The organism is Ottowia sp., assembly GCF_035444425.1.
GTDB lineage: Bacteria > Pseudomonadota > Gammaproteobacteria > Burkholderiales > Burkholderiaceae_C > Ottowia.
Genome location: NZ_DAOMOQ010000040.1, coordinates 1 through 23789, shown reverse-complemented (window position 1 = coordinate 23789; position 23789 = coordinate 1). Strand labels below are relative to the sequence as shown.

The following is a 23789-nucleotide window of genomic DNA, read 5'->3' as shown; positions in this document are numbered from 1 at the left end:
GCTATGCGGCAGCATGAGCGTATGTTAGGCATTTGCCTGACTGATCAATAACAGGTCCTGATGCTGCGCGATCTCGTCTGGCCGCGTGCCGACCGGCTGCTGGTCGAGCAGTTGCGCCTGGTCTACGGCAACATCGGCATCTCGGTGATTCCCGCCTTCCTGCTGGCGCTGCTGCTGGTGTTCACGCTGCAGAACGACGCCAACCGCACGGCCCTGCTGCTGTGGTGCGGCGCGGTGATGCTGACGAAGAGCTATTCAGCGGTCGACGCCCGCCGGCGATTGCGCCAGCAGATCGAGCCGGCGCGGGCGCGCCGGCTGCTGCTGCAGCAGGTGGTGATCCACACGCTGGATGGCGCGGCCTGGGGCGCACTGGCCCTGGTCGCGCTCGACAGCGCGACGATATCCGGCAGGGTGCTGATCTTCGCCGTGCTGACCGGCATCCTCGGCAGTTCGATGTCCTTGCTGGCGCCGGTGTGGATCGTCTTCGTTGCCTTTGCGCTTGCGCTGGTGGCGGGTGCCACCGCATGGCTCTGGTTCTCGGGTGACCGCTTCTACCAGGCTCTGTCCATCGCCGGCGTGCTGTACATCGCCAGCCTGGTCGGCCAGGCGCGCAACAGCGCCATCGCGGCGCTGGCGGCGATCAAGCTGCGCTTCGACAACATCGACCTGGTGCGGCAGGCCGAAGCGGCGCGCAGCGCCGCCGAGCAGGCCAACCTGGCCAAGTCGAAATTCCTGGCCGCGGCCAGCCACGACCTGCGCCAGCCGATCCATGCCCAGGGCCTGTTCCTGGACGTGCTCGCGCGCACCGGACTGGACGCGCACCAGCAGGAGGTGCTGGACAGCGCACGCTCGGCCTGGCTGGCATCCAGCGACATGCTGAACACGCTGCTGGACTTCTCCCGCATCGAGGCCGGCGTGGTCCGCCCGAACCCGCATCCGTTCAGGCTGCAGCCCCTGCTCTACAAGATCGAGAACGACCTGGCGCCGCTGGCCGACGCCAAGGGCTTGCTGTATCGCACGCGCGAAACCGAGCTGGCGGTGCATTCCGACCCGGCGCTGCTGGAGCTGGTGCTGCGCAACCTGGTCTCCAACGCGATCCGCTACAGCGAGGTGGGCGGCGTGCTGGTGGCCTGCCGGCGTCGCGGCGCCACCGTTCTGCTGGAAGTCTGGGACACCGGCATCGGCATCGCCGCGGCCGACCGCGCCGAGATCTTCCGCGAGTTCCACCAGCTCGGCAATGCCGAGCGCGACCGCAGCCAGGGCCTGGGTCTGGGTCTGTCGATCGCGGACGGCCTGGCACGGGCGCTCGGCCATCCGCTGTCGCTGGCCTCGACACCCGGTCGCGGCAGCGTGTTCCGCATCACGGTGCCGCTGGCGGATCCGGCTGCGGCCGACGTCGGGCCGGCGCCGCTGACGCCACGACTGACGAAGCGGCGTGTGCTGATCATCGACGACGACGCTGCGGTGCGCTCGGGCATGGCCCAGCTGCTGTGCAGCTGGGGCTGCGAATGCGATGCCGCGGAAACGGTTGACGAAGCGCTCGAACTGGCCGCGCGCGTGACGCCCGAACTCATCATCAGCGACTACCGTCTGAAGGGGCCGCGCACCGGTGCGGACGCCATCGCGGCACTGCGCGAGCGGCTGGGCATCATGGTGCCGGCGCTGATCATCACCGGCGACACGGCGCCCGAACGGCTGCGCGAGGCCACGGCCAGCGGCATCGCCTTGCTGCACAAGCCGCTCACGCCCGACCAGCTGCAGCGGGCGCTGGTCGATCTCGTGCGCACGCCGCAGCCTGTCGTGACCGGTGCTCACGCTGCCGACGCGGCCTGAGCGCCGTTGCGACGCCTGCATGACTAGCGTCGAACAGGCACGCGGATGCCGACGGCCAAGAAGCCTCAGTCGCGCGCCAGCCGGATGCCACTGAACTGCCAGCGCGCCGGCGGCGGGAAGAAGTTGCGGTAAGTCAGCCGCGCGTGGCTGCGCGGCGTCGCGGCGGAGGCGCCCTTGAGCACCATCTGGCCGGACATGAACTTGCCGTTGTATTCGCCCACGGTGCCGGCCGGCACGCGGTAGCCGGGGTAGGGTAGGTAGGCGCTGGCGGTCCACTGCCAGCAGTCGCCCAGCACCTGGCGCAGGCCGCTGGCGGGCGCGGCTGGCAGGGGGTGGAAGCTCTCGTCTTCCAGCAGCGCGCCGTGCCAGCCGGCGTGATCCGCTGGCAGCGTGCTGGCAGCGTGCTCCCATTCGGCCTCGGTCGGCAGGCGCGCGCCGGCCCAGCGCGCGTAGGCGTCGGCTTCGTAGTGGCTGACGTGGCAGACCGGCAGGTCGGGCTGGGGCGTGCGCCAGCCGCCCAGGGTGAAGACCTGCCAGCCGCCGCCGTCGTCCTGCCGCCAGTACAGTGGCGCCTGCCAGCCGGCCGCCTCGCGCGCGGCCCAGCCGTCGGACAGCCACAGCGTGGCTTGCGCGTAGCCGCCGTCCTGCATGAAGGCCAGGTACTCGGTTTCGGTCACCAGGCGGTCGGCGATGGCGAACGGCTGCAGCCAGACGCGGTGGCGTGGGAACTCGTTGTCGAAGCCGAAGGCGCCGCCGGCGTGGCCGATCTCGTGCAGGCCGCCGTCGAGCGCGAGGAACTGCAGGCGGGCCGGCGCGGCGCCGCTGCGCGCGGCGCCCGGGCGGTAGGCCGGGCTCAGGGGCTGGGCGAAGAAGTGGTGCTTGAGGTCGGTCAGGATCAGCTCCTGGTGCTGCTGCTCGTGCTCGATGCCCAGGCGCACCAGTTGCAGCGCGGCCGCGTCAAGCCGCGGCAGTCGCGCGGCGATCGCGTCGGTGACGTGCTGGCGGTAGCTCAGCACCTGCGTCAGCGGCGGGCGCGACAGATCGCCCCGATGCGGGCGCGGATGGCGCGTGCCGGCGCCGACGTAGTAGGAGTTGAACAGCGCCGAATAGCGCGCGTCGAACGGGGCCACACCCGCCGGCCCGAGGATGAACTGCTCGAAGAACCAGCTGGTGTGCGCCAGATGCCACTTGATCGGGCTGGCATCGGGCATCGACTGCACCATGCAGTCGTCGGCGGTGAGCCCGTCGAGCAGTGCCTCGGTCGCCGTGCGCACCGCGCTGAAGCGCTCGACGCTGCATGGCGTCGCGCTGGCGGCGCTGGGTTCTTCAGTGGCGGGCATGCTCGACTCCGGCCAGGTACACGCCGTAGGCCTCGTGCTCGATGTCGAAGCGGCGTACCTGCTCGAATCCGGCGCTGCGCAGCATCTGCTCGACGCGTTCGGGGCTGTGCTTGTAGGAATGCTCGGTGACGATGTACTCGCCCGGTTGCAGGCGCAGCGTCTGGGCCGGGCCCAGCGTGACAGCCAGGGCGCGGCTGGCCACCAGGTGCATCTCGATGCGGCTGGCGTCGGCGTCGAACACGGCCTGGTGGCGGAACGCGCCCGGGTCGATGGCGGTGCCGAGCTGGCGATTGACGACGTTCAGCACGTTCAGGTCGAACGCCGCCGTGACGCCGGCGGCGTCGTCGTAGGCGCGCTCCATGCGCGCGTGCCCGGTCGGGCCGTCGACCGCCAGCAGCAGCGCGTCACCGGCGCGCATCTGGTCGCGGAACTGCCGCAGCAGGGTGACGGCATCGTGGGGTTCGAAGTTGCCGATCGAGGAGCCGGGGTAGCAGAAGATGCGCGGGCGATCGGCCTCGCGCGCCAGCGGCAGCTGCAGGCCCCAGCACAGGTCGGTCACGATGCCGTCGAAGCGCACATCGGGGTAATGCTGCTGTCCGCGCCGCAGGCAGTCGCGCAGCCAGTCCTCGGCAATGTCGATGCCGATGTAGCGCTCGATGATGCCGGCGTCAAGCCAGCGGCGCGCCTTCAGGCCGTCGCCGCTGCCGATGTCGATCAGCTCTGCGCCTTCCGGCAACAGCCGCAGCATGGCGGCCTGGTGGCGGTCGAGGATGGCGCGCTCGACCCGGGGCAGGTAGTACTCGGGCAGTTCGCAGATGGCTTCGTAGAGCTCGCAGCCGTGCGCGTCGTACAGGAACTTGGGCGCGACGCGCGGCGGCGTGGCCTGCAGGCCGGCGCGCAACTCGTGCCGGGCGTCGTGCCAGCGGGGTGTGGCGGGCGCCTGGCCATGGACCAGGCGCGAAGGGTGCTGGAGGGTGTCGAGCATGTGCTGCCTTTCATCGGCGGCACGGGCATCGGTGACTGCCGCGATGCCGAGGTGGCGCCATGCGTGGGCGCGTGCCGGATCCGATCACTGCCGGCGGCGCACGCGCCCGGGTGGGACTGCGATGACCGTAGCACCGCCGCGCGGCCGGCGATGTAGGCCAAGGCCGTAACCCTGCGGCGAGCGCGGCGTTACAGGCCGCCCATCAGCCGCTGCACCAGTTCGGCGGCGGTGGCGGCGCGGTACTTGCGCATCAGCCGCGCGCGGTAGATCTCCACCGTACGGTGGCTGATGCCGAGCACGCGGCCGATCTCCTTGCTGGTCAGGCCCTGCATCAGCTGCGCGGCGACCTCGCGCTCGCGGGCGGTGAGCGCGGCCGTCACCGGGCGCTGTGCGCTCAGGTCCTCGAAGGTCCAGATGCCGGCCGCGTGCGGCGCGTCGCGGTCGATGGCGCGGCCGGTGACGTGGCACCAGAAGGTCTCGCCGGCGTGCGGGCCGCCGACGCGCCGCATCACGCGGTTGTCGGCATAGACGCCGTGTGCGTTCAGGATCGGCGCCATGCGCTCGCCGATGCGCTCGTACTCGTCGGCGCTGGGGTAGAGCATGCGGAAGCTCTGGCCGATCAGCTGCTCGGGCGTGGCGCCGAACATCTCGCACACGCGCTGGTTGCAGTCGACTATGTGCCGGTGCCGCGACAGCACCAGCCCCACCGGCGCCAGCTGGAAGGCCAGCCGGTAGTCGGGTGCGGCGTCATGCAAGGCAGGGATGACCATTACGAAATACTACGTAAACGGATACGTAGTATCGTTCGGGATCGGTTTCCGTCACCGGTTTGCCACAACTCAGGAGAGACATTTCGTGAACAAGATCTATCCCTCGGCCGCCGAGGCGCTGCAAGGCGTCGTCGAGGATGGCCAGATGCTGGCCGTGGGCGGCTTCGGCCTGTGCGGCATTCCGGAGGCGCTGATCGAGGCCTTGCGCGAATCCGGCGCGAAGAACCTGACGGTGATCTCCAACAACGCCGGCGTCGACGGCTTCGGCCTCGGCAAGCTGCTCGACACGCGCCAGATCAAGAAGATGATCAGCAGCTACGTGGGCGAGAACAAGGAGTTCGAGCGCCAGTACCTGGCCGGTGAACTGGAACTGGAATTCACCCCGCAGGGCACGCTGGCCGAGAAGCTGCGCGCCGGCGGCGCCGGCATCCCGGCCTTCTTCACCAAGACCGGTGTCGGCACCATCGTCGCCGAGGGCAAGGAACTGCGCGAGTTCGATGGCCACACCTACGTGATGGAGCGCTCGCTGGTGCCCGACGTGTCGCTGGTCAAGGCGCAGGTCGCCGACACCAGCGGCAACCTGCGATTCAACCTGACGGCGCGCAACTTCAACCCGGCGGTGGCGATGGCCGGCAAGATCTGCATCGTCGAGGTCGAGCAGATCGTCGAACTCGGCGAGCTGAAGCCCGACGACGTGCACCTGCCCGGCATCTACGTGCACCGCATCGTGCTGAACGCCGAACCCGAGAAGCGCATCGAGAAGCGCACCCTGAGCGAGAAACAAGGAGTCTGACATGGCCTGGACCAAGGAACAGATGGCTGCGCGCGCGGCGCAGGAGCTGGAAGACGGCTTCTATGTCAACCTGGGAATCGGCATCCCGACGCTGGTGGCCAACTACACCGGCAACAAGCAGGTCTGGCTGCAGTCGGAGAACGGCCTGCTCGGCATCGGCCCGTTCCCGACCGAGGAGCAGATCGACGCCGACCTGATCAACGCCGGCAAGCAGACCGTGACGACGCTTCCTGGCTCGTCGATCTTCGGCAGCCACGACAGCTTTGCCATGATCCGCGGCGGCAAGATTAACCTGGCGATCCTGGGCGCCATGCAGGTCAGCGAGCAGGGCGACCTGGCCAACTGGATGATTCCGGGCAAGATGGTCAAGGGCATGGGCGGCGCCATGGACCTGGTGGGCGGCGTACCGCGCGTGATCGTGCTGATGGAGCACGTGGCGCGCAAGAAGGACGGCACCACCGACCTGAAGATCCTGCCCAAGTGCACGCTGCCGCTGACCGGCGTCGGCGTGGTGCACATGATCATCACCGACCTGGGGGTGTTCGACGTCACCGACAAGGGCTTGAAGGTGCGCGAGCTGGCCGAGGGTGTCGGGTTCGACGAGGTGCAGTCGAAGACCGGGGTGACGCTGCTGCAGTAAGCGCGCGGCCGCATCCACGAGGCAATCCAACAGGCAGGGCGCGCTGATCCCGGGCGGCCCTGCCTTTTTTCGTCATCAGGAACCAAGCAGGAGAACAACCCCATGAGCATGCTGAAAGGCAAGACCGCACTGGTCACCGGCTCGACCAGCGGCATCGGTCTGGGCATCGCCATCGAACTGGCGAAGCAGGGCGCCAACATCGTCATGAACGGCTTCGGCGACGTCGACGGCCCGAAGGCGCAGATCGCCGCGCACGGCGTGCAGGTCGAGTACCACGGCGCCGACATGAGCCAACCGGCCGAGATCGAGGCCATGATGAAGTTCGCGGCCGAAAAGTTCGGCGGCGTCGACATCCTGGTCAACAACGCCGGCATCCAGCACACGGCCAGCATCAAGGACTTCCCGGTCGAGCGCTGGGACGCCATCATCGCCATCAACCTGTCGTCGGCCTTCCACACCACGCGGCTGGCGATCCCGCACATGACGCAGAAGAACTGGGGCCGCATCATCAACATCGCCTCGGTGCACGGCCTCGTGGCGTCGAAGGACAAGTCGGCCTACGTGGCGGCCAAGCACGGCATCGTCGGCCTGACCAAGGTGACGGCGCTGGAGCTCGCTACAACGGGCGTGACCGCCAACGCCATCTGCCCTGGCTGGGTGCTGACGCCATTGGTGCAAAAGCAGATCGACGCCCGTGCCGCAGAGCAGAACATCAGCGTCGAGCAGGCGACGCGCGAGCTGCTGAGCGAGAAGGAGCCCTCGCACCAGTTCACCACGCCCGAGCAGCTCGGCGCCATGGCGGTGTTCTTCTGCAGCGATGCCGCCGCCAACGTGCGCGGCCAGGCCTGGGCGCACGACGGCGGCTGGACCGCGCAGTAGACCTATAGGCTGTCCCGGAACCTGTCAGTCGTGGGGGCGGCGGTAGCCGCCAACAGACTTGGCGCACAGGTCGAGCGCGCCATTCGCGGCTGCCGCCGCTGCCACACGAAACCCTGTATGACGGCAAGGCGCGCAGCGTCCGTCTCGTGTGCTCACTGGGTGCTTTCCTTGAGTCTCGCGCGTCGCCGCGCGTGCTAGCCTTGACTGCCTCGCCGACTGGAGCCGCCCCATGAACCCCACCCACGTCTTCCATCGTCATCTGCTGCGCACGCCACCGGTCGCGGTGCGCGGGCAGGGGGTCTGGCTGGAGGACGCCGCCGGCAAGCGCTACATCGACGCCTCGGGCGGTGCGGCGGTGTCCTGTCTGGGGCACGGTCACCCGGACGTGCTGGCGGCCATGCACCGGCAGATCGACCAACTCGCCTACGCGCACACCAGCTTCTTCACCACCGAGGTGGCCGAGGCGCTGGCCGACCAGCTGATCCGCACCGCGCCCGCGGGCATGAGCCATGCCTACTTCGTCAGCGGCGGCTCGGAGGCGGTGGAGGCGGCGCTGAAGATGGCGCGCCAGTACTACGTCGAGGTCGGTCAGCCCGAGCGCAGCCACTTCATCGCGCGGCGCCAGAGCTACCACGGCAACACCCTGGGCGCGCTGGCGGTGGGCGGCAACGAGTGGCGGCGCCGGCAGTTCGCGCCGCTGCTGGTGGACGTGACCCACGTCGCGCCGTGCTACCCCTACCGCGACCAGCGCGCGGACGAGACGCCCGAGCAGTACGGCCAGCGCCTGGCGCGCGAACTCGACGAGACCATCCAGCGCATCGGTCCGGACAAGGTGCTGGCCTTCGTCGCCGAAACGGTGGGCGGGGCCACCGCCGGCGTGCTGGTGCCGGTGCCGGGCTACTTCAGGGCCGTGCGCGAGGTCTGCGACCGGCACGGCGTGCTCTTGATCCTGGACGAGGTGATGAGCGGCATGGGCCGCTGCGGCACCCTGCACGCCTGCGAGCAGGAAGGTGTGGTGCCCGACCTGATGACCATCGCCAAGGGCCTGGGCGGCGGCTACCAGCCGATCGGCGCGGTGCTGGCGCAGGGCCGGATCGTCGATGCGATGTCGAGCGGCAGCGGCTTCTTCCAGCACGGCCACACCTACCTCGGGCATGCGGTGGCCTGCGCGGCGGCGCTGGCGGTGCAGCAGGTGATCGAGCGCGAAGGATTGCTGGGCAAGGTGCAGCGCGATGCGGCGCTTTTGCAACAGTTGTTGACGGAGCGACTTGGGAGTAACCCGCATGTCGGCGACATCCGCGGCCGCGGTTTCTTCTGGGGTGTCGAACTGGTGCAGGATCGCGCCAGCAAGGCGCCATTCGACCCCGCGCGGCGCCTGCATGCCAAGGTGAAGGCGGCGGCCTTTGCGCGCGGTTTGCTGGTTTATCCCATGGGCGGCACGGTCGATGGACGTTATGGTGATCACGTCCTGCTGGCGCCGCCCTTCATAGCCACGACGGAAGAGCTGACACGCATCGTGTCGCTTCTGGCCGAGGCGCTGGATGCGGCGATCGCCGAAGGGTAGTCTTCCACCGTCATTTTTCAGGAGATTTCAATCGATGCGGATCCAGACTGTTCTGAAAACCCTCGCTGTCGCCGCTGCCGCGTCCACGGCGATGCTGTCGGCGCCAGCCTCGGCGCAGCAGAAGTTCATGACCATCGGCACCGGCGGTGTCACCGGCGTGTACTACGCTGCCGGCGGCGCGATCTGCCGCCTGGTCAACAAGGACCGCGCCAAGCATGGCTTCCGCTGCACGGTCGAATCGACCGGCGGCTCGGTCGCCAACATCAACACGCTGCGCGCCGGCGACCTCGACTTCGGCGTGGCCCAGTCGGACTGGAACTACCACGGCTACAAGGGCACCAGCAGCTTCGAGAAGAACGGCGCGTTCGCCGACCTGCGCTCGGTGTTCTCGCTGCACCCGGAGCCGTTCACGGTGGTGGCGCGCGCCGACGCCAACATCAAGAACTTCGACGACCTCAAGGGCAAGCGCGTCAACGTCGGCAACCCCGGCTCGGGCACGCGCGCCTCGATGGAGCAGCTGCTGGCGGCCAAGGGCTGGAAGCTGAGCGACTTCTCGCTGGCTTCCGAGCTGAAGGCCGACGAGCACGGCGCCGCCGTGTGCGACAACAAGATCGACGCCTTCTTCTACGGCGTCGGCCACCCGAGCGCCAACATCCAGGACCCGGTGACCACCTGCGGCGCCAAGCTGGTCAACATCACCGGCCCGGCGATCGACAAGCTGGTGGCCGAGAACTCGTATTACGCCAAGGCCATCATCCCGGCCGGCCTGTACAAGGGCAACGACCAGGATACGCAGACCTATGGCGTGCTGGCGACCTTCGTGACCTCGGCCAAGGCGTCTGACGACCAGGTCTACACGCTGGTCAAGGCGGTGTTCGACAACTTCGACGAGTTCAAGAAACTGCATCCGGCGTTCGGCCACCTGAAGGCCGAGAACATGGTCAAGGACGGCCTGTCGGCGCCGCTGCACCCGGGTGCCGCCAAGTACTACAAGGAAAAGGGCTGGCTGAAGTGATCCGGGCCTGAGCGCCAAGCGCGCGCGCGAACCGGGCGCCCCATGCTGCAACCCGTCGGCATGGGGCGTTTCTTGTGGCGCCATCCAGCGGACCGAGGGCACATGGCAGTGACGGAAGGGAAAGCATGAACACAAGCAAGCAAGCAGCCGCAGACGAGATCGACGTCAACAAGCTGGTCGAGGACACCGATACCGGCGCCCGCAATCCCGGCCCGGTGGTGGCCAGGCTGCTGCTGCTGGTGGCGATCGCCTGGTCGCTGTTCCAGCTGTGGATCGCCTCGCCGCTGCCGTTCACCTTCCGCTTCGGCATCTTCAACGACACCGAGAGCCGCGCCATCCACCTGGCGTTCTCGGTCTTCCTGAGCTTCATGGCCTATCCGGCCATGAAGCGCTCGCCATCCGACCGGGTGCCGATCACCGACTGGGTGATGGCGCTGGTCGGCGCCTTCTGCGCCGCCTACCTGTTCCTGTTCTACCGCGAGCTGGCGACGCGGCCGGGCAGCCCGACCCAGATGGACGTGGTCGTCTTCGTCGCCGGCATCGTGCTGCTGCTGGAGGCCACGCGCCGCGTGCTCGGCCTGCCGATGGTGATCGTCGCCTCGGTGTTCCTGGCCTACACCTTCGCCGGCCCCTACATGCCCGAGATGCTGGCGCACCGCGGCGCCTCGCTGGACCGGGCAGCCTCGCACTTCTGGCTCACCACCGAGGGCGTGTTCGGCGTCGCGCTGGGCGTGTCCAGCGGCTTCATCTTCCTGTTCGTGCTGTTCGGCTCGCTGCTCGACAAGGCCGGCGCCGGCAACTACTTCATCAAGAGCGCGTTCGCGCTGCTGGGCCACATGCGCGGCGGGCCGGCCAAGGCGGCGGTGGTGTCGTCGGCCGCCACCGGCATCATCTCCGGCTCGTCGATCGCCAACGTGGTGACCACCGGCACCTTCACCATCCCGCTGATGAAGCGGGTCGGCTACCGGGGCGATCAGGCCGGGGCGGTCGAGGTGTCGTCCTCGGTCAACGGCCAGATCATGCCGCCGGTGATGGGCGCGGCGGCCTTCCTGATGGTCGAGTACGTCGGCATCAGCTATGTGCAGGTGATGAAGCACGCCATCCTGCCGGCGATCATCTCGTACATTGCGCTGTTCTATATCGTGCACCTGGAGGCCCTCAAGGCCGGCATGGAAGGCCTGCCGCGGCGCCAGCAGAGCACCGCCAGGCAGCGCGTGATCTCGTTCGTGATGACGGTGAGCGGCTTCGTCATCCTGTCGGCCATCACCTACTACGCGGTCGGGTTCATCAAGACCCTGTTTGGCGATAACGCCGCGCCGGTCATCGCGCTCGGCCTGCTGGCGGCCTACCTTTTCCTGCTGTGGGTCAGTTCGCGCCATCCGGAGCTCGAGATCGACGACCCGAACTCGGCCGTGTTCGAACTGCCCGAAACCGGGCCCACCGTGCGTTCGGGCCTGCACTACCTGCTGTCGGTGGTGGTGCTGGTGTGGTGCCTGATGGTCGAGCAGTTGTCGCCGGCGCTGTCGGCGTTCTGGGCCACGGTGTTCATGATCTTCATCATGCTGACGCAAAAGCCGATCCTGGCCCTGATGCGCGGTGGCGGCGGGCTGGCCGTCGCCTTCTGGTCCGGCGTGCGCGACCTGATCGACGGCCTGGCCACCGGGGCGCGCAACATGATCGGCATCGGCGTGGCGACCGCCTCGGCCGGCATCATCGTCGGCACCGTGTCGCTGACCGGCGTCGGCCTGGTGATGACCGAGATCGTCGAGATTCTGTCCGGCGGCAACCTGATGCTGATGCTGATCCTGGTGGCCGCCATCAGCCTGATCCTGGGCATGGGACTGCCGACCACGGCCAACTACATCGTGGTCTCGACCCTGATGGCACCGGTGGTGGTCGAGCTCGGCGCGCAGAACGGGCTGATCGTGCCGCTGATCGCGGTCCACATGTTCGTGTTCTATTTCGGCCTGATGGCCGACGTCACGCCGCCGGTGGGGCTGGCCTCGTTCGCCGCTGCGGCGATCGCCAAGCACGACCCGATCAAGGTCGGCATCACCGCCTTCTTCTACAGCATGCGCACGGCGATCCTGCCGTTCCTGTTCATCTTCAACACCCAGCTGCTGCTGATCGGGCTGACCGGGCCGATCCACACCGTCATCACCATCGTCACGGCGGTGATCGCCATGCTGGTGTTCGCCGCAGCGACGCAGGGCTACTTCCTCACCAAGACGCGCTGGTGGGAGACCATCGCGCTGCTGCTGGTGTGCTTCACGCTGTTCCGTCCCGGCTTCTGGATGGACATGGTGTACCCACCCTTCAACGAGGTGCGCGGCGAAGCCATGCGCCAGCAGATCACCGACGCGCCGGCCAACACCGGCAAGCGGGTCTGGATCGAGGGCGTCAGCCTGGAGGGCCGGGACGTGCGCAAGGGCGTGCTGCTGCCGCTGGGCGCCAAGGAGGGCGACTACCGCAAGCGTCTGGCCGACATCGGCGTGACGGTGATGCCCGACGGCGATGACCTGAGCGTGATGGCGGTGCGCTTCGGCAGCGTGGCCGAGAAGCTGGGGCTGGAGCAGAGCTTCAAGATCACCGCGATCGAGATGCCGGCCGAGCGCCCGGCCAAGGAGTGGTTCTACATCCCGGCGCTGATCCTGCTGGCGCTGATCATGTGGCTGCAGAAGCTGCGCATGCCGCGCGGCGGCACGCCGACACGGCCGCTGCGGCCCGCCGCTCAGAGCGCCTGACCCGGCAGGGCGGTGCCCCAGGCCGACCATTCGGCGCCCAGGGGCGCCTGGATCACCAGCGGCCGGCCGCTGGCCGGGTGCGGCAGTTGCAGCTTTTCCGCGTGCAGCCACAGCCGCTGCAGGCCCAGCCACGCGGCCAGCGCGCGGTTGAGCGGACCGTGCCCATGCGTGCTGTCACCGATGATCGGATGGGCGATGTGCTTGCAGTGGCGGCGCAGCTGGTGGCGGCGCCCGGTTTCGGGCTGCAGTTCGAGCAGCGCGCAGCGCGTCTGCGCGAACTCGCCGTAGGCCAGCGGCAGGGCGTGGCGCGCCAGCGTTCGATAGCGCGTGCGCGCCGGCTGCACCGCCAGGCCGCGGGCCGACGTCCGAGCGTCGTCCGCCAGCCGCTTGAGCGGGTGATCGATCAGCCCGGCATCCGGCGGCCAGCCGCGCACCATGGCCAGGTAGCGGCGTCCGACCGCGTGGCCATCCGCAAGCGCCTGGCCCAGCACGCTGGCGCTGGCGGCGTCGAGCGCGAACAGCAGCACGCCGCTGCTGCCCTTGTCGAGGCGGTGCACCGGCCACACCGGCCGGCCGAGCTGGTCGCGCAGCAGTTGCAGGGCGAAGCGCGTCTCGCCCGCGTCCAGTCCGCTGCGGTGCACCAGCAGGCCGGCGGGCTTGTCGATCGCCACCAGGTGCGCGTCTTGGTACAAAATCGGCAGCATGCTGTTTCTATTGTCTCCGGCCAAGGCGCTCGATTACGACACGCCGGTGGCGGCCGAAGTCCCGCACACCCAGGCCCGGTTCGCCCGGGAGGCGGCCGAGTTGATCGCGGTACTGCGCGAGCGCTCGCCGCAGCAGATCGCCGAACTGATGAAGCTGAGCGACCAGCTTGCCGGCCTGAACGTGGCACGCTACGAAGCCTGGCGGCCGCGCTTCACGGCCAGCAACTCGAAGCAGGCGGTGCTGGCCTTCAACGGCGATGTGTACGGCGGGCTCGACGCCGCCAGCCTGAAGCCGGCCGAGCTCGACTGGCTGCAGGAGCATGTGTGCATCCTGAGCGGGCTGTACGGCGTGCTGCGGCCGCTCGACCGCATGCAGCCGTACCGGCTCGAGATGGGCACCCGGCTCGAGACCGGGCAGGGTGCCAACCTGTACCAGTTCTGGGGCACGCGCATCGCCGACTACCTGAACCGGCGGCTGGCCGGCGACAGGGCGCCGATCGTGGTCAACCTGGCCTCGCAGGAATACTTCAAGTCGGTCGACCGCAAGGTGCTGAAGGCGCGCGTGATCGACTGCGTGTTCGAGGACTACAAGGGCGGCCAGTACAAGGTCATCAGCTTCCTGGCCAAGCGCGCCCGCGGCCTGATGGCGCGCTACGCGGCGCAGCACCGGGTGGCGACGCCGAAGCGGCTGGAAGGCTTCGATCTCGAGGGCTATGCCTTCGCACCCGCCGCATCGGAGGCCGACCGGCTGGTGTTTCGCCGCAAGCGCTGACGTACCGACATGACACAGCAGATCACCACCGAACTTCGCCAGTGGATCGTCGAGCAGGCCAAGGCCGGCCACAGCGCCGAATCGGTGCTGCAGTCGCTGAAGGCCTCGGGCTGGGACGAGGACGTGGCCATCGACGCCATGGAGGAAACCCTGCGCGGGCACCTGAACGAGCAGGCCGTGGCCCAGGGCCTGCCGCCGGCGGTGCCGGTGCCGGAGCCCGACATCGGCGACTCGCCGCTGTACCTCGATGGCGGTGACCGCCAGGTGGCGGTGCTGAGCATGATGGCCTTGCCGCGCGTGGTGGTGTTCGGCGGCCTGTTGTCGGATGAGGAGTGCGACGCGCTGATCGCCGCCGCCAGGCCGCGCATGAGCCGCTCGATGACGGTGGCGACCAAGACCGGCGGCGAGGAGATCAATGCCGACCGCACCAGCCAGGGCATGTTCTTCCAGCGTGGCGAAACCGAACTGGTGCGCCGCATCGAGGCGCGCATTGCCCGGCTGCTGAACTGGCCTGTCGAGAACGGCGAGGGCATGCAGGTGCTGCAGTACGTGCCGGGCACCGAGTACAAGCCGCACTTCGACTACTTCGACCCCGACGAGCCCGGCACGCCGACCATCCTCAAGCGTGGCGGCCAGCGTGTCGGCACGGTGGTGATGTACCTGAACGAGCCCGAGAAGGGCGGCGGCACCACCTTCCCGAACGTGTTCTTTGAGGTCGCCCCCAAGCGCGGCAACGCCGTGTTCTTCAGCTACGAGCGGCCACACCCCGGCACCAAGACCCTGCACGGCGGCGCGCCGGTGATCGCGGGCGAGAAATGGATCGCGACCAAGTGGCTGCGCGAAGGCGAATTCCAGTGAGCGGAGTCCGGCACGGCCAGGCATGCAGGTAGCAGCCAACGGTATCCGCATCGAGGTCGAGGACAGCGGCGGGCAGGGCGAGCCGCTGCTGCTGATCATGGGCCTGGGCGGGCAGTTGATTCACTGGCCGCCCGACTTCGTGGAGGCGCTGGTGCAGGCCGGCTACCGCCTGATCCGCATCGACAACCGCGACGCCGGCCTGTCGCAGCACCTGCCTGAACTCGGTGTGCCCAACATCGCGCTGGCCGGCCTGCAGCGCGCGTTCCGCGCGCCGGTGCGCCCGCCCTACACGCTGCAGGACATGGCCCGCGACACGCTGGATGCGCTGGCGGCGCTGGACATTCCGCGCGCTCACGTGGTCGGCATGAGCATGGGCGGCATGATCGCGCAGCGCATGGCGATCGCGGCGCCCGAACGCTGCGCCACGCTGACCAGCATCATGAGCTCCAGCGGCGCCCGCGGCCTGCCCAGCCTGCAGCCCAAGGTGCTGGGCGTGATGCTGACCAAGCCGCGCAGTCGCGATACCGAGGCCGTGGTGCGCTACTACCTGAACTTCTTCCGCGCCGTCGGCAGCCCGGCCAACCCGGTGCCCGAGGATGCGATGCGCGAGCTGATCCTGCAGACCATCGCACGCAGCTACGACCCGGCCGGCAACCTGCGCCAGCTGGCCGCGATCATGGCCGACGACACGCGCGCCGACGAGCTGGCGCGCGTGCGCTGCCCGACGCTGGTGCTGCATGGCGACGCCGATCCGTTCGTGCTGATCGAATGCGGCCACGACACGGCGCGCCGCATTCCCGGCGCCCGCTTCGCGGTGATGGAAGGTGCCGGCCACGACCTGGCGCCGCAGGTCTGCGCGCAGATCCAGCACCACCTGCTGCCGTTCCTGCGCCAGCACCCCATGACACCGCCCACCGAATGAACACGCCCAAGCCCGACCGGGACGCGCTGCTGCAGGCCAGCGCGCTCGGCAAGCCCGCCGCCTACGTCGATCAGTACGACCCCGGCCTGCTGTTTCCGATTCCGCGCGCGGCGCAGCGTGCGCAGATCGGCATCACCGGTCAGCCCGGCTTCTTCGGCGCCGACCTGTGGACCGCCTACGAGCTGTCCTGGCTGAACCTGCGCGGCAAGCCGCAGGTGGCGATCGCGCAGATCATGATGCCGTGCGAGAGCACGCACATCGTCGAGAGCAAGTCCTTCAAGCTGTACCTGAACAGCTTCAGCGGCACCCGGATCGCCAGTGCCGACGAGCTGCGGCGCCGCATCCAGGCCGACCTCGGCGCTGTCGCCTGGCAGGGCGGGCCGGTGCAGTCCTCAGTCGGCGTGCGCCTGCTGGCGCCCGATGAGTTCGATCGCCAGCCGGTGCATGAGCTGGATGGCCTGAACCTCGACCGGCTGGACATCGAGTGCGACCGCTACCAGCCGGCGCCGGAACTGCTGACCGCCGCCTTCGACGAGCAGCCGGTGGAGGAAACGCTGGCGAGCCGCCTGCTCAAGAGCAACTGCCCGGTCACCGGCCAGCCCGACTGGGGCAGCGTGCAGATCCGCTACGCCGGCCCGCAGATCGAGCAGGGCGGCCTGTTGCGCTACATCGTCAGCTTCCGCCAGCACAGCGACTTCCACGAGCACTGTGTCGAGCGCATGTTCATGGACATCTGGCGCCGCTGCAAGCCGGCCAAGCTGAGCGTGTACGCGCGCTACACCCGGCGCGGCGGCCTCGACATCAATCCCTGGCGCACCAGCCATCCCGGCAGCGTGCCGCCCAACCTGCGCACCGCGCGGCAGTGAATCCGCGCTCGCCGGGGCCGGGCGCCGATGTCATGGCACGGTAATATCACCGTCACGGAAGCCTGCACATCTGGTTGCGTAGCCAAACGTTGTGTTGCGGCTTCAGGGCTTACCCGGTGGTCCGTGAAATATTCAATGGAAACACCCAAAACACGCCCATGACGACTTCCAAAACGGCGCGCGATTGCGCACAATTGCGAACGCTCGCGCGATTCTGCCCAGGCAGCCGGGCTTGAACGCCGAAAGCAGAGCCCGTTATTGTCACTTTTCCGTCACGCCGGTTGGAGACTTCATGCCCGAGGAATTTGCATCACTTCAACTCAACACCGAGATTTCCCAGCCCTTGTGGCGCCAGCTCTACATGCAGCTCGACGACATGCTGAACTCCGGCGTGTTGCGCGAAGGCGCCAGCCTGCCGCCCGAACGCGACCTGGCCGAGGCGCTGGGCGTCAGCCGTTCGACCGTGAAGCGCAGCTACGACCAGCTGCGGCATGACCAGCGCGTCGGCGGCCGCGGCCGCGGCGGCAGCGTGGTGCGCCGCCCGCCCGAGCGCGTGGCGCCGACGCTGGGGCCGCTGCGCGGCTTCACCGAGGAAATGCGCGAGCTGGGCAAGGTGGCCACCACCCGGGTGCTGGAGTGCGCGATCGTCAGCGACCGCCGCATGGCCTCGATCTTCCAGCGGCCGTCGAACGCCCAGTTCCTGCACGTGGCCCGCGTACGCGAAGCCGACGGCGTGCCGATGACGCGCGAACTGGCCTGGTACGACCTGACGCTGGCACCCGACATGGCGACCTGGGACGGTTCGGGCTCGGCGTATGAGCGCCTGCGCGCCTTCTGCAAGCTGGAGCTCGGCGGCGCCGAGCAGTCGGTCGAGGCGATCCTGAGCTCGCCGCTGGAATCCGAGGCCTTCGGCTTCGACGCGCCGCAGCCCTGCCTGCTGTTCAAGCGCATGACGCGGGTGGCGTCCGGCGCACTGGTGGAGTACGTGGAAGGCACCTTCCGCGGTGACGCCTACGTGTACCGCATTGAGCTGCAGCCCGAGTCGGGCCGGGCTGGTCAAGAGCGAAGCTGAACTGCCCGCAGTCGGGCAGCGGAGGCCAGCAGGCTCTGAAACTGCCCGGCGTCCGGCAGCGCTTCGAGCACGCCGCAGCGCGCCGCCACGTGCGCGCCGCACAAGTTGCCCCAGACCAGAGCGGTCGACAGCGGCTGACCCTGCAGGACGGCCAGCGCGTAGCCGCTGGCAAAGCCGTCGCCGGCGCCCACGGTGTCGATGGCGTCGATCACCGGTGCAGGGGCGTGCCACAGCACCCACCGACCATCACCGTCCAGTTCGCCACCGAGGGCGCCGTGCCGGCCCAGGGTCAGCAGCAGACGGCGTGTGGCCGGCCATCGCGCGCGCAGACCCGGCAGCGCGGCAGCCAGCGCGGGCGCCAGGTCCGCGGGGGTGACTGGCAGCGGCTCGGGCAGTCCGAGCAGTTCCCCGGCTTCCACCTGGTTGACGATCAGGGTGTGCGTGACCTGGCGCAGGGTTGGCGGCGGCGCTTGCCAGGGCGAGGGGTTGAGCAGCGTCGGGATGCCGCGCGCGTGGGCGAGAGCGAATGCCGCTTCGACGGCAGGCAGGGCGGTCTCGAATTGCCCATAGACCAACTGGGCGCTTTCGATCGCCGCGCTCGCCGCCTGCGCGTGGGCCGCGCTCAGCAGGCGGTTGGCGCCCGGGTACACGGCAATGCAGTTCTGTCCGTCGGCGCCGATCAGTCCGGTGCCCCAGCCGGATGCGCCGGGCAGGCGGTGCACATGCGTGGTCGGCAGGCCTTCGCGTGCCAGCAAGGCCAGCAGCGTGTCGGCGGCCTGGTCGTCGCCGCACGCGATCAGGACCTCCACCGCGACACCGAGGCGGCGCAGGCACACGGCCACGTTCAGACCCTTGCCGCCGGCCTCGATCTGCAGCTGCGCTGCTTCCAGCGTCTCACCGGGGTGCGGCAGGCGCGGCACGTGCCAGCAGCAGGCCTGGACGAAATTGCCGACCACGAAGGCGCGGGCCGAAGCGGGGGAAGTCGATGGAATCATCCGGGCGAGGCAGCTTGGCGGCGGCAGGAAACCATATCATCACCGCCCCGGAGAGCTTGACATGAATTCACTCGATGTGCTCGGCCTGGTCGCCACCTGTTTCACCACCTCGTCCTTCGTGCCGCAGGTCTGGCGCACCTGGAAGACGCGCGATGTCTCCGGCATCTCGCTGCCGACCTACGTCATCATCACCGTCGGCCTGGCGCTGTGGCTGGTGTATGGCTGGCTGCGCGGCGACATGCCGCTGATGGTCGCCAATGCCGTGATGGTGGTGTTGACCGGTGCCATCACGGTGATGAAGATCCGATTCCAGGCGCAGGCGCCGGGCCGGCGCTGAGCGTCTTCCCGACGATCTTTCGCGCGCCGCACCGATCGCATCGGGTTGTGGTTTCGGTGCGGCTTCGGGTCGCCGGCGAACCGTCGCGGCAGACCACGGCCGGCGCGGGTCGGAGCGGCTTCAGTTTTCCCCGAACTCGCGCAACTCGGCCAGCGGCGGAAAGCGGCCGGCGCGCTTCTCCTTCATGGCCGTCACCGCCTCGCGCACGTGGTCGTTGCTCCAGATCGCACCCTGCACCCAGCCCATCTGGCGCAGCGCATCGTCCACCGCGTGGTCGCGTGCGTAGTGGATCACCTGCTTGCTGCCCCAGATGGCGATCGGTGGCTTGGCGGCGATCTCGCGCGCGCACTGCAGCGCGGCGGCAAGGCAGGCCTCGGGCGTGTCGAGCACCTCGTTGACCAGGCCGTATTCGCGTGCCTTTGTGGCGGGCAGGCGGCGGCCGGTGTAGGCCAGTTCCTTGACGACCGCCAGCGGCATCAGCTTGGGCAGGCGCTGCAGCGTGCCGACGTCGGCCACCATGCCGATGTTGATCTCCTGGATCACGAAGAACGCGTCCTGCGTGGCGTAGCGGATGCAGGCCGCCGTCACCAGGTCGACCGCGCCGCCGATGCAGCCGCCCTGGATGGCGACGATGACCGGGATGCGCAGCGCCTCCAGCTTGCTGAAGGTGGCCTGCAGATCGCCCAGCAGGTCGGCGATGGCCGCGCGCCCCTCGGGGCTGGCGTCGTCCATCTGGATCGCGCCGCCGAAGACCTCGAGCGCCATGCCGGCCGAGAAGTGCTTTCCGGTGCTCGACAGCACCAGCACGCGCGCCTCGCCGCCCTTGTGCAACTGCGTCAGCACCTCGTCCAGTTCGCGCCAGAACACCGGGCCCATGGTGTTCATCGCCTCCGGGCGATTCAGCACCAGGTGCGCGACGTGGTCGGTGACGGTGAGGATGAAGCAGGTCAGGGCGGCGGTGTTCATGCGCGCACTGTAGTGCAGCGCAGGCGGTCGGTTAGTCGCCTGGGTGATGCGGGCATCACGCTGATCATCGCGCGTCCGCGGGGCCCAGCCAGGCCCTGCGGGAGCAGCGACAGCCGCGAACGGGCCTGACTTCCGCCGTCAAGCCCTGTTCGCGGCTGCCGTGGCTCCTGACACCGGGGCGCCGGCATCACTGGAACAGCGGCATTTCCCGAGGCGGGTTGTCAGCGTCCGCGGCCGCGAGCTCCGACAGCTTCACCAGCGACCCGACGCGCACGCCCAGCAGCCGGAAGCGCAGCGACAGGTCGGCGCGCTTGAGGCACTGGCCGGCCACCTGCCGGATGCGGCGCGCGTCGTTGGTGTAGTCGTCCACCGTGGTGTCGCGGGTGGCGATGTGGAAGTCGGCGTAGCGCAGCTTGATGCCGATGGTCTTGCCGGCGTAGCCCTTGCGTTTCAGGTCATTCGCCACGGCTTCGGCCAGCTCGGTGAAGATGGCCCCCAGTTCGGCCTTGTCGTGCACCGCGTGCAGGTCGCGTTCGAAGGTGGTTTCGCGGCTCATGCTGACGGGCTCGCTCTCGGTGAGCACCGGGCGCTCGTCGCGGCCGTGCGCCGCATCGTGCAGCCAGGCGCCGTGGCTGTTGCCGAAATGCGCGATCAGCCAGCCGCGTTCGCGTGCCGCCAGTTCGCCGATGGTGTGGATGCCGTGGCTTTTCAGCCTGGCGTCGGTCTTGGGGCCGATGCCGTTGATCTTGCGGCAGGGCAGCGGCCAGATCAGGCGCTCCACGTCGCGCTCGTGCACGATGCTGATGCCGTTCGGCTTGTTGAATTCGCTCGCCATCTTGGCCAGCAGCTTGTTGGGTGCCACGCCGATCGAGCAGGTCAGGCCGGTCGCGTCGAAGATGCTTTTCTGGATCAGCCGCGCCAGCACGCGCCCGCCCTCGCGCTGGCCACCCGGCACGTCGGTGAAGTCGATGTAGACCTCGTCGATGCCGCGATCCTCCATCACCGGCGCGATGTCCAGGATGACGCGCTTGAAGGCACGCGAATAGCGCCGGTACTCGTCGAAGTCCGCCGGCAGCAGGATCGCCTGCGGGCACAGCCGGGCTGCCTTCATCAGGCCCATCGCCGAGCCGATGCCGAACGGTCGCGCCGCGTAGCTGGCGGTGGTGATGACGCCGCGGCCGACGTAGTCCTTCAGCAGCGGGAAGAAGTCGACCGGGATGGCGGCCAGGTCGGCGGCGGTCCAGCTGCGCTCGGGGCGCTCGCGGTTCAGGCGCGCGATCAGCTCGTCCTCGCGCCGCCGCCCGCCGCCGATCACCATCGGCAGGCCCTTGAGCTGCGGGTAGCGCAGCCACTCGACCGACGCGTAGAACGCGTCCATGTCGAGGTGGGCGATGCGGCGCGAAGGACTGCTCGAGTCTGGCACCTCATGAGCTTAACGCCAGCGGCGCCGCCGGCCGTGCGCGAATCCCGTCGAGACGTCGGACGGGTGTCGTGCGGTCGGCTGCCGTTTGCAGGGTCAGTTTGCGTTCAGCCCGATCGCCTTGGCAATAACCTGGTAGTTGGCGATCTCGCTGCGGTAGGCCTGGTCGGCTTCGGCCAGGGTCTGCGCGGGCGAGGTTTCCTGCCCCATGGCGAACAGGCCGGCGCGCAGCTGCGTGTCGGTCAGCACGCCTTGCAGTGCCTTGTGCAGCGCCTGCACGACGGGCTCGGGCGTGTCGCGCTTGACGAAGTAACCGGTGCCGATCTCGGCGGTGAAGTGCTTCAGCGCCTTGCTCTCGGTGGTGCTGGCAGTGCCGGGCAGCAGGCGCTGGCGCTGCGGCGTCAGCACGGCCACGGCCTTCAGCTTGCCCTGCTTGATGAACTCGGTCTGTGCCAGGCCGTAGGGGGTGATGAAGATGTCCACCTGGTCGCCCGCCAGGTCGCGGAAGGCGTCGGCCGCGCCCTTGTAGGGCACGTGCGACATCTCGATGCCCAGGTCCTTCGACATCTTGGCGCCCAGCAGGTGGTAGAACGAACCGACGCCCACGCTGGCGTAGGTCAGTGGCTTGCCGGCCTTGGCCGCCTTGGCGGCATAAGCGACCAGTTCGTCGGCGTTGTTCGCCGGCAGGCCGGCGCGGGCAAAGATGGCCATGGGTGCCAGTGCGATGCGGTGCACCTGGCGGAAGTCTTCCGACTTGTACTTGATCGACGGCACCGCCAGCGGCGCCAGGATCAGTTCGTTGGGCGAACCCTGGTACACCAGATAGCCGTCGCTGGGGGCGTTCAGCACCTTCTGCGCGGCGATGCTGCCGCTGGCGCCGCCCAGGTTGTCGACGATGGTCGGCTGGCCCAGCGCCTGGCCCAGCGGCACGTTGACCTTGCGCGCGATGTTGTCCGACAGGCCGCCTGCCGGGTAGGGCACCAGCAGCGTGACCGGTTTGGTCGGGTAGCTCTGGGCAGCGGCGCCAAAGGCCAGGGCGGCCAGCGTGGCGGCGGCGAACTGCATGAGGTGACGGCGGGCAAAGGACATGGTGGAAGCTCCCGGAAGAAAACCAAGGTCGGATCGGTGGATGTGAACTATCCTGCATGTTGCTACATGTGTCCAATGAATTGATTTCACCTTATTGATGAGATAAATTCATTTCATGAACCTGCGGCAACTCGAGCATCTGATGGCGCTGGCCGAGGAGGGCTCGTTCTCGCGCGCGGCCGAGCGCATGCACCTGACGCAATCGGCGCTCAGCCGCAGCCTGCAGGGGCTGGAAGACGAGCTGGGTGCGCGCCTGGTCGACCGCACGGGCCGGCGCAGCACGCTCACGCCGCTTGGCGAGGCGGTGCTGGCGCGCGCGCGTCGCATCGTGCTGGAGGCGGGCGAGATCCAGCGCAGCGCCGAGCTGCTGCGCCAGGGCGAGGCGGGCACCATCCGCGTGGGGCTCGGCTCCGGCCCCGGCGCATTGCTGATGACACCGCTGCTCAGCCACGTGGCGGCACGCTACCCCGAGGTGCGCGTGGCCATCGCGCGCGGCTCGACCGAGTTGCAGATGCACCAGCTGCGCCAGCGCGAACTGGACGCGCTGGTGATCGACGCGCGCCGAATCGCCCCGGCGGCCGATCTGGTGATCGAGCCGCTGGCGGAGCTGCGCGGCGGCTTCGTCTGCCGCGCCGGGCACCCGCTGGCGCAGCGTGCGGCGGTGACGTTCGATGAGCTGATGCGCTACCCGGTGGCCACCACGCCGCTGTCGGACGAAGTGGCGCGCATCTTCGTCGCTCACTACGGCCCCAGCGCCGACCCAGCCCGCATGGCGGCGCTGGTGTGTGAGGACGTGGGCAGCCTGCTGGATGCGGTGCGGCAGACCGACGCGGTGTTCCTCGGCGTGGTGGCTGCCGCGCGCGCCGGCATCGAGGCGGGCGAACTGGCCGAGCTGCGCATGTCGCCGCCGCTGGTGGCCGGCGCACGCTTTGCCTACGTGCGTCTGGCCGGCCGCACAGAGGCGCCGGTGATGCAGGTGCTGCGCCGCTTCGTCGATGAACGCCTGCGGGACTAGGGCCTGTTAACGCTATTTTTGGAGGTGCGAACCTGCCCAGAAAGCCGCCAATCGAGGCGTGCGACGACGCCCAGATCGGGTGTCTGGGCTAGGAGCACAACGACGAGTGGCGACTTTCTGGACAGGTTCCCTTCGGGTTGCGATCAAGAAGGCCATTGAACCGCCCCGGGTTTAGGGGAGTCTCCGTTCTTTGAGAGGATGGAGCCATGA

Annotated in this window: 22 protein-coding genes; 14 read left to right on the top strand and 8 right to left on the bottom strand. The window is 68.8% G+C overall.

Annotated elements, in window-relative coordinates; all coding sequences use genetic code 11:
- Positions 1–60: 60 nt before the first annotated feature.
- Positions 61–1833: an ATP-binding response regulator gene (locus PK606_RS13290; RefSeq protein WP_324564682.1), complete on the top strand. Its 1773-nt coding sequence runs from the start codon at positions 61–63 to the stop codon at positions 1831–1833.
- Between the two features lie 65 nt (positions 1834–1898).
- Here the strand turns inward: PK606_RS13290 and egtB are convergent, their stop codons facing one another.
- From egtB to PK606_RS13275, 3 genes are all read right to left on the bottom strand, one after another.
- On the bottom strand, positions 1899–3173 hold the full coding sequence (egtB, locus tag PK606_RS13285) for an ergothioneine biosynthesis protein EgtB (protein ID WP_324564681.1): 1275 nt from the start codon (positions 3171–3173) through the stop codon (positions 1899–1901).
- Positions 3160–4158: an L-histidine N(alpha)-methyltransferase gene (gene egtD / locus PK606_RS13280; protein ID WP_324564679.1), complete on the bottom strand. Its 999-nt coding sequence runs from the start codon at positions 4156–4158 to the stop codon at positions 3160–3162. Before egtD ends, egtB begins: the two co-directional genes overlap by 14 nt.
- Before the next feature lie 188 nt (positions 4159–4346).
- Entirely contained in the window at positions 4347–4928 is a 582-nt protein-coding gene (locus PK606_RS13275) for a LuxR C-terminal-related transcriptional regulator (RefSeq protein WP_324564678.1), read from the bottom strand.
- An 85-nt stretch (positions 4929–5013) separates the two neighbouring features.
- Between PK606_RS13275 and PK606_RS13270 the strand changes: the two genes are divergently transcribed.
- The 6 genes from PK606_RS13270 (at position 5014) to PK606_RS13245 (ending at position 12563) form a co-directional block, all read left to right on the top strand.
- Positions 5014–5721, top strand: a complete 708-nt coding sequence (locus PK606_RS13270; RefSeq protein ID WP_324564675.1) for a CoA transferase subunit A — start codon at positions 5014–5016, stop codon at positions 5719–5721.
- A gap of 1 nt (position 5722) precedes the next feature.
- Entirely contained in the window at positions 5723–6361 is a 639-nt protein-coding gene (locus PK606_RS13265) for a 3-oxoacid CoA-transferase subunit B (RefSeq protein WP_324564674.1), read from the top strand.
- A 108-nt stretch (positions 6362–6469) separates the two neighbouring features.
- On the top strand, positions 6470–7240 hold the full coding sequence (locus PK606_RS13260; protein WP_324564683.1) for a 3-hydroxybutyrate dehydrogenase: 771 nt from the start codon (positions 6470–6472) through the stop codon (positions 7238–7240).
- 229 nt (positions 7241–7469) lie between these two features.
- On the top strand, positions 7470–8804 hold the full coding sequence (locus tag PK606_RS13255; protein WP_324564673.1) for an aspartate aminotransferase family protein: 1335 nt from the start codon (positions 7470–7472) through the stop codon (positions 8802–8804).
- Between the two features lie 34 nt (positions 8805–8838).
- On the top strand, positions 8839–9819 hold the full coding sequence (locus PK606_RS13250; RefSeq protein WP_324564672.1) for a TAXI family TRAP transporter solute-binding subunit: 981 nt from the start codon (positions 8839–8841) through the stop codon (positions 9817–9819).
- A gap of 125 nt (positions 9820–9944) precedes the next feature.
- Positions 9945–12563 (top strand): TRAP transporter permease, encoded by a 2619-nt coding sequence (locus tag PK606_RS13245; RefSeq protein WP_324564671.1) that lies wholly within the window; start codon positions 9945–9947, stop codon positions 12561–12563.
- Here the strand turns inward: PK606_RS13245 and PK606_RS13240 are convergent.
- Positions 12551–13267 (bottom strand): pseudouridine synthase, encoded by a 717-nt coding sequence (locus PK606_RS13240; RefSeq protein WP_324564670.1) that lies wholly within the window; start codon positions 13265–13267, stop codon positions 12551–12553. The genes PK606_RS13245 and PK606_RS13240 overlap by 13 nt on opposite strands.
- On the opposite strand from PK606_RS13240, the gene yaaA reads away from it, so the two are divergent.
- From yaaA to PK606_RS13215, 5 genes are all read left to right on the top strand, one after another.
- Positions 13266–14039, top strand: a complete 774-nt coding sequence (gene yaaA / locus PK606_RS13235; RefSeq protein ID WP_324564669.1) for a peroxide stress protein YaaA — start codon at positions 13266–13268, stop codon at positions 14037–14039. The two genes, PK606_RS13240 and yaaA, sit on opposite strands and share 2 nt — an antisense overlap.
- A 9-nt stretch (positions 14040–14048) precedes the next feature.
- Positions 14049–14897, top strand: coding sequence for a 2OG-Fe(II) oxygenase (locus PK606_RS13230; protein WP_324564667.1), 849 nt, complete (start codon positions 14049–14051; stop codon positions 14895–14897).
- Positions 14898–14919: 22 nt separating this feature from the next.
- On the top strand, positions 14920–15819 hold the full coding sequence (locus tag PK606_RS13225) for an alpha/beta fold hydrolase (protein WP_324564666.1): 900 nt from the start codon (positions 14920–14922) through the stop codon (positions 15817–15819).
- Positions 15816–16685 (top strand): NADPH-dependent 7-cyano-7-deazaguanine reductase QueF, encoded by an 870-nt coding sequence (gene queF / locus PK606_RS13220; RefSeq protein ID WP_324564665.1) that lies wholly within the window; start codon positions 15816–15818, stop codon positions 16683–16685. The genes PK606_RS13225 and queF overlap by 4 nt, the downstream gene beginning before the upstream one ends.
- A gap of 292 nt (positions 16686–16977) precedes the next feature.
- On the top strand, positions 16978–17757 hold the full coding sequence (locus PK606_RS13215; RefSeq protein WP_324564663.1) for a GntR family transcriptional regulator: 780 nt from the start codon (positions 16978–16980) through the stop codon (positions 17755–17757).
- Here the strand turns inward: PK606_RS13215 and PK606_RS13210 are convergent.
- Positions 17742–18752, bottom strand: a complete 1011-nt coding sequence (locus PK606_RS13210) for a PfkB family carbohydrate kinase (protein ID WP_324564662.1) — start codon at positions 18750–18752, stop codon at positions 17742–17744. The two genes, PK606_RS13215 and PK606_RS13210, sit on opposite strands and share 16 nt — an antisense overlap.
- Before the next feature lie 61 nt (positions 18753–18813).
- Between PK606_RS13210 and PK606_RS13205 the strand changes: the two genes are divergently transcribed.
- Positions 18814–19089, top strand: coding sequence for a SemiSWEET transporter (locus PK606_RS13205; RefSeq protein ID WP_324564661.1), 276 nt, complete (start codon positions 18814–18816; stop codon positions 19087–19089).
- Positions 19090–19209: 120 nt separating this feature from the next.
- Here PK606_RS13205 and PK606_RS13200 read toward each other — a convergent pair whose 3' ends face one another.
- The 3 genes from PK606_RS13200 to PK606_RS13190 form a co-directional block, all read right to left on the bottom strand.
- A complete protein-coding gene (locus PK606_RS13200) occupies positions 19210–20055 on the bottom strand; it encodes an enoyl-CoA hydratase-related protein (protein ID WP_324564660.1) in 846 nt (281 codons plus the stop codon).
- A gap of 187 nt (positions 20056–20242) precedes the next feature.
- Positions 20243–21433, bottom strand: a complete 1191-nt coding sequence (gene dinB / locus PK606_RS13195) for a DNA polymerase IV (RefSeq protein WP_324564659.1) — start codon at positions 21431–21433, stop codon at positions 20243–20245.
- A 138-nt stretch (positions 21434–21571) separates the two neighbouring features.
- Entirely contained in the window at positions 21572–22564 is a 993-nt protein-coding gene (locus PK606_RS13190; RefSeq protein WP_324564657.1) for a tripartite tricarboxylate transporter substrate binding protein, read from the bottom strand.
- 115 nt (positions 22565–22679) lie between these two features.
- Here PK606_RS13190 and PK606_RS13185 point away from each other — a divergent pair, with 115 nt between their 5' ends.
- Positions 22680–23579, top strand: a complete 900-nt coding sequence (locus PK606_RS13185; protein ID WP_324564655.1) for a LysR family transcriptional regulator — start codon at positions 22680–22682, stop codon at positions 23577–23579.
- Positions 23580–23789: the final 210 nt, after the last annotated feature.

Bases quoted from the DNA above. Each gene is read 5' to 3' on its own strand.
- PK606_RS13290 (WP_324564682.1), top strand. From the start codon at position 61: ATGCTGCGCGATCTCGTCTGGCCGCGTGCCGACCGGCTGCTGGTCGAG.
- egtB (WP_324564681.1), bottom strand. From the start codon at position 3,173: ATGCCCGCCACTGAAGAACCCAGCGCCGCCAGCGCGACGCCATGCAGC.
- egtD (WP_324564679.1), bottom strand. From the start codon at position 4,158: ATGCTCGACACCCTCCAGCACCCTTCGCGCCTGGTCCATGGCCAGGCG.
- PK606_RS13275 (WP_324564678.1), bottom strand. From the start codon at position 4,928: ATGGTCATCCCTGCCTTGCATGACGCCGCACCCGACTACCGGCTGGCC.
- PK606_RS13265 (WP_324564674.1), top strand. From the start codon at position 5,723: ATGGCCTGGACCAAGGAACAGATGGCTGCGCGCGCGGCGCAGGAGCTG.
- PK606_RS13260 (WP_324564683.1), top strand. From the start codon at position 6,470: ATGCTGAAAGGCAAGACCGCACTGGTCACCGGCTCGACCAGCGGCATC.
- PK606_RS13255 (WP_324564673.1), top strand. From the start codon at position 7,470: ATGAACCCCACCCACGTCTTCCATCGTCATCTGCTGCGCACGCCACCG.
- PK606_RS13250 (WP_324564672.1), top strand. From the start codon at position 8,839: ATGCGGATCCAGACTGTTCTGAAAACCCTCGCTGTCGCCGCTGCCGCG.
- PK606_RS13245 (WP_324564671.1), top strand. From the start codon at position 9,945: ATGAACACAAGCAAGCAAGCAGCCGCAGACGAGATCGACGTCAACAAG.
- yaaA (WP_324564669.1), top strand. From the start codon at position 13,266: ATGCTGTTTCTATTGTCTCCGGCCAAGGCGCTCGATTACGACACGCCG.
- PK606_RS13240 (WP_324564670.1), bottom strand. From the start codon at position 13,267: ATGCTGCCGATTTTGTACCAAGACGCGCACCTGGTGGCGATCGACAAG.
- PK606_RS13230 (WP_324564667.1), top strand. From the start codon at position 14,049: ATGACACAGCAGATCACCACCGAACTTCGCCAGTGGATCGTCGAGCAG.
- PK606_RS13225 (WP_324564666.1), top strand. From the start codon at position 14,920: ATGCAGGTAGCAGCCAACGGTATCCGCATCGAGGTCGAGGACAGCGGC.
- queF (WP_324564665.1), top strand. From the start codon at position 15,816: ATGAACACGCCCAAGCCCGACCGGGACGCGCTGCTGCAGGCCAGCGCG.
- PK606_RS13215 (WP_324564663.1), top strand. From the start codon at position 16,978: ATGCCCGAGGAATTTGCATCACTTCAACTCAACACCGAGATTTCCCAG.
- PK606_RS13210 (WP_324564662.1), bottom strand. From the start codon at position 18,752: ATGATTCCATCGACTTCCCCCGCTTCGGCCCGCGCCTTCGTGGTCGGC.
- PK606_RS13205 (WP_324564661.1), top strand. From the start codon at position 18,814: ATGAATTCACTCGATGTGCTCGGCCTGGTCGCCACCTGTTTCACCACC.
- PK606_RS13200 (WP_324564660.1), bottom strand. From the start codon at position 20,055: ATGAACACCGCCGCCCTGACCTGCTTCATCCTCACCGTCACCGACCAC.
- dinB (WP_324564659.1), bottom strand. From the start codon at position 21,433: ATGGACGCGTTCTACGCGTCGGTCGAGTGGCTGCGCTACCCGCAGCTC.
- PK606_RS13190 (WP_324564657.1), bottom strand. From the start codon at position 22,564: ATGTCCTTTGCCCGCCGTCACCTCATGCAGTTCGCCGCCGCCACGCTG.
- PK606_RS13185 (WP_324564655.1), top strand. From the start codon at position 22,680: ATGAACCTGCGGCAACTCGAGCATCTGATGGCGCTGGCCGAGGAGGGC.